The organism is Corynebacterium sp. HMSC14H10 (assembly GCF_001807105.1).
Classification (GTDB): domain Bacteria; phylum Actinomycetota; class Actinomycetes; order Mycobacteriales; family Mycobacteriaceae; genus Corynebacterium; species Corynebacterium jeikeium_D.
The window spans coordinates 1-1,189 of the sequence record NZ_KV787424.1 but is presented as its reverse complement, the minus strand read 5'-3'; the positions used below and the strand labels follow the sequence as shown (position 1 = coordinate 1,189).

Below are 1,189 nucleotides of genomic sequence, written 5' to 3'. Positions count from 1 at the left end.
CATCGCGTGATCTACGAGATGCTTATGGCCGGCTCATATAGTGTTGCCGAGATTGCCGCGCAGGCTGGGGTGTGCACAACCACGGTGTATAACCGGCGGGCTAGTTTAACCACTATGAATACCCGCAGTCGGATAACACCTGGTGATGTATCTCGTGTTGGTACTGGTCGGCGGCTAGGGCTGACGGAACGCTTACTTATTGCCGATTGCCTGCGGGCAGGTCATTCGCACCGGCGTATCGCCCAGATAGTCTGTCGTAGTCAATCCACTATCAGTCGTGAAATCGCACGCAACAGCGTCGATGGTATCTACGATGCCTATCACGCTGATCAGGCCAGCCGCGGGCGTCTTGCTCGTCCAAAGCCGCGCAAACTCGATGACAATCGATTCTTGCGCGCCCAGGTTGTCGATCTGCTCAACCGTGGCGCCTCGCCGCGTCAGGCCAGTGGCAGGTTGGCTGCACTGTGGGGTGATAATACGTCCATGACTATTAGCCACGAGTCGATTTACCAGGCCCTTTACGTACAAGGGGCAGGAAGCTTGCGCAAAGAACTTGTGTTTGAAAAGTCCTGCCGGACTACCCGGCCAGGGCGTAAACCCCGCTCGCTTCTCGCAGGGGTGCCCAAGCCACGTGGAAAACGCTGGACTCATGATGCCAATATTTCACTTCGCCCAGCCGAAGCCAATGATCGTGCGGTGCCTGGTCATTGGGAAGGCGATTTGATTATTGGCGCAGATGGCACCAGTGCTTTAGCGACGTTGGTGGAACGCCGCGGCAGGTTTGTGCTGCTCGGCAGACTCGGCACTGACCATACTGCCGCCAGTGTCAATGAGGTGATGGTGCGGATGATTCGTCGGCTCAAAGAGTCGATGGACACCACGATTTCGACGTTGACCTGGGATCAGGGAGTGGAGTTTGCCAAACACACGGAGTTTTCTGTCGCGGAGAATATCCAGGTGTTTTTCGCCGATCCGCATTCGCCGTGGCAGCGAGGTAGCAATGAGCGGATGAATCGGGATATCCGGTTTTATTTCCCCAAAGGCACCAACTTTACCGATGTCACCGACCAAGAGGTCGCCGAGGCGGAAGCATTGCTGAATAACCGGCCGCGGGTAGTGCTCGACGGGTTAACTCCCCGGGAGGTAATCTCTGGTGTTATCCATGATGCAATGACCGCCTGACCCTACC

1 protein-coding gene is annotated in these 1,189 nt (G+C 56.3%); it reads left to right on the top strand.

Annotated features, from left to right (window positions below; translation table 11 throughout):
• A partial coding sequence (locus HMPREF3135_RS05390; protein ID WP_083280617.1) for an IS30 family transposase occupies positions 1-1,182 on the top strand: 1,182 nt, incomplete at its 5' end.
• Positions 1,183-1,189 lie beyond the last annotated feature (7 nt).